Source organism: Bacillus sp. cl95 (genome assembly GCF_900115925.1).
GTDB lineage: Bacteria > Bacillota > Bacilli > Bacillales > Cytobacillaceae > Neobacillus_A.
In genome coordinates this window covers 1048072-1055679 of sequence record NZ_FOYF01000001.1, presented here as the reverse complement: position 1 = coordinate 1055679, position 7608 = coordinate 1048072, and the positions used below count along the sequence as shown (strand labels likewise).

The following is a 7608-nucleotide window of genomic DNA, read 5'->3' as shown; positions in this document are numbered from 1 at the left end:
CGGTAGCTCGTCGGGCTCATAACCCGAAGGTCGCAGGTTCAAATCCTGCCCCCGCAATTAATGTAAGTTATTTTCAAGGAAACTTGAAAAAACTTTGGTCCCGTGGTGTAGCGGTTAACATGCCTGCCTGTCACGCAGGAGATCGCCGGTTCGATCCCGGTCGGGACCGCCATTTATTATTTTGGCTCAGTAGCTCAGTCGGTAGAGCAAAGGACTGAAAATCCTTGTGTCGGCGGTTCGATTCCGTCCTGAGCCACCTTGATTTTTTCGCACTAGCGAAAATAATCATCCTCAATGCCGGTGTAGCTCAGTTGGTAGAGCAACTGACTTGTAATCAGTAGGTCGTGGGTTCGACTCCTATCGCCGGCACCATTCTTACAATGTCTTTCTTTTATAGTGGAGGGGTAGCGAAGTGGCTAAACGCGGCGGACTGTAAATCCGCTCCCTCCGGGTTCGGCGGTTCGAATCCGTCCCCCTCCACCATTTATAGGGGTATAGTTTAAAGGTAGAACGAAGGTCTCCAAAACCTTTGGTGTGGGTTCGATTCCTACTACCCCTGCCAATTTTAATTTACAACTGTGGCGGTTGTGGCGAAGTGGTTAACGCACCTGATTGTGGTTCAGGCATTCGTGGGTTCGATTCCCATCAGTCGCCCCATTTTTCACAAAATCATAGCATTTGCATATAATGATTATTGGGCTATAGCCAAGCGGTAAGGCATCGCACTTTGACTGCGACATGCGTTGGTTCAAATCCAGCTAGCCCAGCCATTATGCGGAAGTAGTTCAGTGGTAGAACACCACCTTGCCAAGGTGGGGGTCGCGGGTTCGAATCCCGTCTTCCGCTCCATTGAATTGCCGGGGTGGCGGAACTGGCAGACGCACAGGACTTAAAATCCTGCGGTAGGTGACTACCGTACCGGTTCGATTCCGGTCCTCGGCATTGCAAGCCTATTAATTGAATACGCCGGTGTGGCGGAATTGGCAGACGCGCACGACTCAAAATCGTGTTCCGTGAGGAGTATCGGTTCGACCCCGATCACCGGTATTAAAAATGCTTTAGAATCAAGGTCTCAACTTAATGTTGAGGCCTTTTTTCTTTGCCTTCTAACACGACTAAGAAAACAAAAATCGTGTGCACTGAATCGTGTGCGTAAGAGGTATGTATGGCAAGACGAAAAGAATTACTAAGGAAGAACTTCAAATTATAAGAAAGAAAATTACTGATGAAGAAGCCTTCGAAAAGTTCTTTAAGGATTGTTATTTGCGTAATTTAAGGCCAGCAACAATTGAGTATTACAAAAATGAATTTCATGCTGCTAAGCTGCTCTTGAATAAGGAACTTGTTAATTGCAATCAGAAGGATATTGAGGATTTAATCATTCAAAGCAGAAAGTCATGAAGGTAACTACCATTAATACTCGATTACGTGCCCTTAGAGCTTTCTACAACTTCCTGGTTAAAAACATACTAATTAATGTGAGTCCAATGAAGAACATTAAACTATTGAGGGATAGACAAAAGACAATAGAAACTTTAGATAAAAATGAAATTGAGTCTTTACTTAAAGTCATTAGAAAACAAAAAACATTGATAGGTTTTCGCGATGAGGTTATTTTGCTTATTTTTCTTGATACTGGAGTTCGACTATCTGAATTGGTTGGGATTAATGTTGAAGATGTTCAGGGGAATAAGATAATTATCAGAAAGACGAAGAATTTGTTTGAGAGGACTGTTTACTTATCTGATATCACTCAAGAGCAGCTAAAGAGATACGTAATTATAAGAGGTGAACTGGAGACAAAAAGGCTGTTTATTAGTCGGGATAACGAAAAACTTAATCCTCATAGCATTCAAACCAGATTTACTAAATACGGAAAAGAAGCAAAGATAAGCAAAAGAGTAAGCCCACATACTTTTAGACATACCATGGCAAAAAGAATGATTATGGCAGGTGTGGATGCTTTTACCCTTGTGACCATTCTTGGTCACAGTGATATTACAATAACCAAAAGATATGTCAACTTGTGGGGGGCAGATATAGAACTAAAGCATAAACAATATGGTGCACTTAAGGGATTAAATATATAAGGTTTACGAACATATGTTGCCACACTATAATAATAAAAGAGATGGCATATGAGTTTGGCGGCTCTACCATCTCTTAATAAAAATCGCAGAAGGATTAACTTCTACATGAAAATGATAGCAAGTCTTTTTCCTCTGTGTCAAGAGATGAAGGAGAAGGAAAAATGAAATTAGTATCATTGTTAAGTGGTAGAGGTTTTGTTATGTACAACAAGGAGTTAGCTCACAAAGTATCAGTAAATGGAGCAATCATTTTCGGACAGTTATGTTCAAGTTACGAAAGTTTTGGAAGTAAGGAAATGTTAACTATTCGTGATGGAAAAGAATACTTTTTCTTAACAGCAGAAACTTTGGAAGAAGAAACAGCTCTTACATATAAACAGCAAAAATGGGGCTAAGTTTAACTATCCCCCTACTTCTTCTAGAAAAAAAGCTTATATGCTTGAAATAACGTGGGGGGTTTCGATTTTTGCGAAGGTACCAAAACCCCAAAACTCCGTGAACATTCAAAAATATAATCAAAATGGGATTGTTAGAGTTTATCTAAAACAGGTATTTCCACTTATGTTATCTTATTATAAAATGAAATTTATGGTAAAATCACTTTAAAAAAAGAGGAGTCATGATTTTGTCTGATATTCGTATTGAAGTATACCCAGCTTTAGAAGGAGACTGCTTTTTAATAAGCATAGGGAAGGAAAGAAAAACAAATATCCTTATTGATGGTGGGTTTGCGGAAACATATAATGATTACTTAAAGCCTAGACTAATTAGTATGGCAGAAAATGGTGAAGAGTTAAATCTAGTTATTGTTACACATGTTGATGCAGATCATATAGAGGGAATTATAGAACTTTTTAAGGAGAATGGAACGGCAGAGAACCCTTTAATTATTCCAATTAAAGAAGTCTGGCATAATAGTTATAGACATCTTAATTCATTAAAACAAAAAGGTAAGGAACTTAGTTCTAATGAAGAAGGTATTCTTTCAGGTATAATTAGCCAGGGGTCTGTTGTTCAAAACAAAAAGAATAATAATCCAAATAAAGATATAAGTGCAAAAGATGGATCTACATTAGCAGCATTACTGCTTAGTAGGAAATACAAATGGAATAGTTTGTATGATGGCAAAGCAGTGAATTGTGATAATAATGGGTTAATAGCATTGACAGAAGATATTAACCTACGGTTATTATCTCCTAATTCAGAGAGTTTAAAGAGATTAGAAAAATACTGGTTTAAAGAGTTAAGGAAAAAAAAGTATGATTTTAAGTTAACAGACAACAAACTATTTGATGATGCATATGAGTTTTTTTTACTATCTCAAAATGATGATCAACAAAATAATGAAAGTGAAAATGTATCCTATAAGGAGAAAAAAATGAGCCTAGACCACCTTTTAAGTAAAAAAATGAACCATGATAATTCGCCTGCAAATGGTTCTTCTATTTCCTTTATCATTGAATATAAGAAGAAAAAACTATTATTTTTAGCAGATTCTCATCCTAAAAGCATACAAAAAGAAATACAAAATTTAGTGAATAATATTGGTTATAACCCTTTTTTTAACATAATCAAAGTTTCACACCACGGTAGTCACAGAAATACTAGTACTGAGTTACTTGGTTTGATAGATTCTCCTATTTATTTATTTTCTACAAATGGAGAAAAAAATAATCATCCAAACCCAGAGACTATCGCTAGGATTATTTCTAGAAAAGGGTTAGAGAGGAAGCTAATATTTAATTATCCGGTTAATAATGAGATTCTTTCTAATGAAGATATTAGGACAGAGTATCAATTCTCTCTGGAATTTTCTGATGGATATCATGTGAAGGTAATTGATTTATAGAGGGGCTAGTAAAATGATGAACAAGGTTGATTTAACTTATGAAAAAGCAATAGGCAGATTGATTTGTGGTGATGAAGTCAAGGATAAAGCAACGGTTTTTCTAATTTCAGCAAACAGAGCAGTTACAGCAAGACACGCAGTTGATGAGTATTATTTGGAAGGCAAGGAGATCTATCTAGAGTTTTTAAATATTCATAATTCACCTATTAAACGTAGGGCAGTTCCTATTGAGCCCACCCAAATTCTAAATTCACCAGTTACTGTTTTAGAACTAGATGAGCCTATACATAGTAATTTATATTTAAGATTCTGTAATTATGAAGTTCAAAAAGATAATATATATGAGACTTTTGGATATCCAGTAGTTAAATGGGAAATGGGTCATCGAACAAAGAGTAATGTATTAAGAAGGATAACAAGCAATATGGCTCGCCCATATGATTGGGATATTGATTTAAACCATGAATCAAATATAGACAATTTCAGCGGTCTTTCAGGCGCCCCACTATTTGTAAATGGAAAGTTAGTAGGAGTTGTTTTAACTGAAACAGTTGCCAACGATAAGGTAGTTTCATTGGGTTCTATTAGTGTACAAAGTATAAGAGACTATTTAATAGAGTTGGAAATATTAATCGAGGAGCCTTTACAAGAATTTAGTATGGACGAAATTTACGAAATAGATGGGAATAGGGATTTCTCTGAATCTATGTTCATACTAAAGCTTGAATCTGCGCAGATTTATGATCATGAGGATTGTCAGCAAGAATTTTTTAATGCAGAAATAGCAAAAAGTTCAATTGAAAGTAGGGACGTCTCTTCTGAAATTAAAGATTTCGTTATGTTAAAAGAAAACGTAAAGAGTATTTGGAAAACTCAACATCGTTCATATAAAGATGAGAAGGATGGAAACGACCTTTTAACAAAGGTTTACGAGAGGATTGAGGATTTAAATGAAACCACTCTAAAGATTGGCCTTGATATTCCATTAGTAGCTAAAAAAGGAATTGTTCATCAATTATCTGATGAATGCAAGGTTGGTTGGGTAAAAAATTATAAGTCTAGATTAGAGGAACACTTATTAGGAAGGGGTGTAGAAAATGATTGAAGAGTTGAATTTAGTTAACAGAGATTTAATTTTAAATTCAACAAGATTACTAATATTAATATCTGAATTTGATTCTAAAAAATCTTTTAAAATGAATATAAATAAAATTATGTTATATGACTTTTTTATGAAGTTTCCACAAACAATGCTACCGAAGAAAGAAATTGAGGAGGAACAGAGGGATTTTAATGAATTTTACTCTTTCTTTCATTGGCAGCCAGATAGGGAAGAATATAATTTATACTTAAGGTACTTATTAAGTAAGAAATTAATACAAAGAAATATAATGGATAACGATTTTTGCTTTAAAATTAATGAGTTGGGTAAAGAAGTCATTGTAAAAATGGAGAGTTCATACTCAGTTGAGTTAGGTCATATTGCGAAGTATATAAAAAAAGAATTGAGTAAATTAAGTGATACTAAAGTTGAGAGTATGATTATCAAAAAAGTGGGAATGGTTAATTATGAGTAAAAAGATATACTTAGAAAAATTAATATTAGTTGGTTTTCGGAAAAATTACGAAGTACTATTCAAAAAAGGTTTGAATTTTATTTCTGGTCCGATGTCAACTGGTAAATCTTCTATAGCAGAAATGATTAATTATGCTTTTGGCAGTGAAAAACATAAAGCTTACATAGAAATAGGAAAAAGTTGTAAGGATGTTCAGTTAGAATTTTGGATTGGAGACAATAAATTTAAGATTGTTCGACCTCTGTTTGATTTCAAAAGACCAGTTAAGTTATTCCGATGGAATAAAGAAGAATTAGGATTCGATAAGAATTTTGAATTGCTAGAGATTGATACCCCAGCCAATAAGCACTCACTTTCAGCATTTTTACTAAATGAAATTGATCTCCCAGATATAATTGTCGCAAATCAACATTTTAGTTTTAGAGATTTATTTAAATATTCTTATGTTAAACAGTCAATCATTGATTCTGAAAATTTATTGATGGAAAAAACCTCAGGATCTAATTTAAAAAGAAAGCCTACTTTTGAGATAATCTTTAATATTTATAACGAATTGTTAGGGGATTTAAAACAGCAACTGAAAGAAAAATTGAAGTATATTGATTTTTTAAATAATAAAAGAATTGGTGTCTACGAATTTTTGAAAGAAATGAATATGCTTAATGATAATACCTTTCAAGAGCAAAAAGAGAGACTTGAAAAACTACGGTCAGATGAGACTAATAAACTTAGAGAAATAAAGGCTTCTGGAAAATATGATGAAAGTCTTACGCTGGGACTAGAAGGGGAGATTAATAATTTAAAGGAGAAAATTAGTAATTTTGATACTCTTATTTTAGATAAAGAAAAGCATATTGATAAATTGCTTTTATTAAGGAATCAATATTATAGTGAAATTCAAAAGATTGAATTCATTTTAGAAGGTTCATTGATTCTAAATAGTTACACGTTTGATTTATGTCCTTCTTGTTTAAACCCTCTCCTACCTAAAAGTGGATGTACATTATGTGGAAGTGAACTTAAAGACCTCTCAACAGAGGAAACGAGAGTGTTTAAAAGTGAACTTCTTCGTTTAAAAAGAAAGCTTAATAGCTTAACTTCATTTATGGATCAACAAAGGGAGATTTTAATAAAACTTCAGAAAGATAAAAATTTATCTGAAGAGCAATTGCATGTAAAACAAAGAGAATTAGATCATTTAATAAATCATTATATCAGTCCTTACATTGAACAAATTCAACAAATTAACTATAAAATTGGAGAAATAAATAACAGTATTGATCAGTTAGAAAAAAATCTAAGAGTAGTAAATCAATTTTCCAAAATTACTCAAGATATTCTTGAGGAAGAGAAGTTACGTGATAATTTACAAAAAAGAATTAATTCATTAGAAAAGGATAAAATATCCAAAAAGGAAGTAATCCAAAACCTTTCTGAATTATTTTTTGAAATATTAGAGGAATTTTCGTTTCCTAAACTTAGTAACGCCTATATAGGGGAGTCCAATTACTTGCCTTTTGTTAGAGGAGTAAAATATGATGAATTAGGAAGTGGTGGAGCAATTACAATGACAACCATGGCCTATTTTCTATCTATTGCATTATTAAAGCTCAATAATAAAAATCACTTGGGTCTATTAATAATTGATTCTCCAAGGAAAAACCTAGGGGCTGATTCTAAAATCGATGATGAATTTAAAGATGAAGAAATATTTAACTCTATAATAAAATATTTTGCTTCTTTAAAGGATAAAACGGATAAAGACAAAACAGAAAATCCTGTAGAGGATATTCAATTAATCGTTATTAACAATGGTAATCCTGATTTCTTAAGTGAAGATGATTTAATTGTAAGATTTGATGGAAAAGGTACTAATCAATTACCATATGGATTAATTGATGATGTGGAACACATATAAGTATTTAATTAGTTTATTTTAATTAAGTATAAAATATTAATTTTATCCAACTACACCTGTCAATTAGGTGTAGTTTATTTATATATATAAAATGAGAATTTTATATTACTGATTACAACGAATTACCAGTAACATAGAATGCCACAAGGTGTAGTACGGCGGCTAATTACTGTT

The 7608-nt window shown here is 33.2% G+C and carries 7 protein-coding genes and 10 tRNA genes; all 17 read left to right on the top strand.

The window, feature by feature from the left end; genetic code table 11:
* Window positions 1-96 precede the first annotated feature (96 nt).
* The 17 genes from BMZ31_RS05240 to BMZ31_RS05165 all read left to right on the top strand — a co-directional run bounded on the left by BMZ31_RS05240 (window position 97) and on the right by BMZ31_RS05165 (window position 7434).
* Window positions 97-172, top strand: a tRNA-Asp gene (locus BMZ31_RS05240).
* An 11-nt stretch (window positions 173-183) separates the two neighbouring features.
* Window positions 184-256: transfer RNA gene (locus BMZ31_RS05235), tRNA-Phe, on the top strand.
* 40 nt (window positions 257-296) lie between these two features.
* Window positions 297-372, top strand: a tRNA-Thr gene (locus tag BMZ31_RS05230).
* Between the two features lie 26 nt (window positions 373-398).
* Window positions 399-483: transfer RNA gene (locus tag BMZ31_RS05225), tRNA-Tyr, on the top strand.
* Window positions 484-488: 5 nt separating this feature from the next.
* A tRNA-Trp gene (locus BMZ31_RS05220) sits at window positions 489-562 on the top strand.
* Window positions 563-581: 19 nt separating this feature from the next.
* Window positions 582-657 (top strand) — tRNA-His (locus BMZ31_RS05215).
* A 38-nt stretch (window positions 658-695) separates the two neighbouring features.
* Window positions 696-770, top strand: a tRNA-Gln gene (locus tag BMZ31_RS05210).
* Window positions 771-774: 4 nt separating this feature from the next.
* A tRNA-Gly gene (locus tag BMZ31_RS05205) sits at window positions 775-849 on the top strand.
* A gap of 7 nt (window positions 850-856) precedes the next feature.
* Window positions 857-942: transfer RNA gene (locus BMZ31_RS05200), tRNA-Leu, on the top strand.
* A 23-nt stretch (window positions 943-965) separates the two neighbouring features.
* A tRNA-Leu gene (locus BMZ31_RS05195) sits at window positions 966-1047 on the top strand.
* Window positions 1048-1161: 114 nt separating this feature from the next.
* Window positions 1162-1401 (top strand): hypothetical protein, encoded by a 240-nt coding sequence (locus tag BMZ31_RS20695; RefSeq protein WP_254778595.1) that lies wholly within the window; start codon window positions 1162-1164, stop codon window positions 1399-1401.
* 86 nt (window positions 1402-1487) lie between these two features.
* Entirely contained in the window at window positions 1488-2090 is a 603-nt protein-coding gene (locus tag BMZ31_RS20690; protein ID WP_254778593.1) for a tyrosine-type recombinase/integrase, read from the top strand.
* Between the two features lie 161 nt (window positions 2091-2251).
* Entirely contained in the window at window positions 2252-2485 is a 234-nt protein-coding gene (locus BMZ31_RS05185; RefSeq protein ID WP_254778591.1) for a hypothetical protein, read from the top strand.
* Window positions 2486-2715: 230 nt separating this feature from the next.
* Entirely contained in the window at window positions 2716-3939 is a 1224-nt protein-coding gene (avs1a, locus tag BMZ31_RS05180; protein ID WP_090830636.1) for an AVAST type 1 anti-phage system MBL fold metallo-hydrolase Avs1a, read from the top strand.
* 13 nt (window positions 3940-3952) lie between these two features.
* The gene (locus tag BMZ31_RS05175) at window positions 3953-5044 is read left to right on the top strand and encodes a trypsin-like serine peptidase (RefSeq protein WP_090830635.1); all 1092 of its coding nucleotides are present in this window, start codon (window positions 3953-3955) and stop codon (window positions 5042-5044) included.
* Window positions 5037-5516 (top strand): ABC-three component system middle component 2, encoded by a 480-nt coding sequence (locus tag BMZ31_RS05170; RefSeq protein ID WP_090830634.1) that lies wholly within the window; start codon window positions 5037-5039, stop codon window positions 5514-5516. Before BMZ31_RS05175 ends, BMZ31_RS05170 begins: the two co-directional genes overlap by 8 nt.
* Window positions 5509-7434, top strand: a complete 1926-nt coding sequence (locus BMZ31_RS05165; RefSeq protein WP_090830633.1) for an AAA family ATPase — start codon at window positions 5509-5511, stop codon at window positions 7432-7434. Before BMZ31_RS05170 ends, BMZ31_RS05165 begins: the two co-directional genes overlap by 8 nt.
* Window positions 7435-7608: the final 174 nt, after the last annotated feature.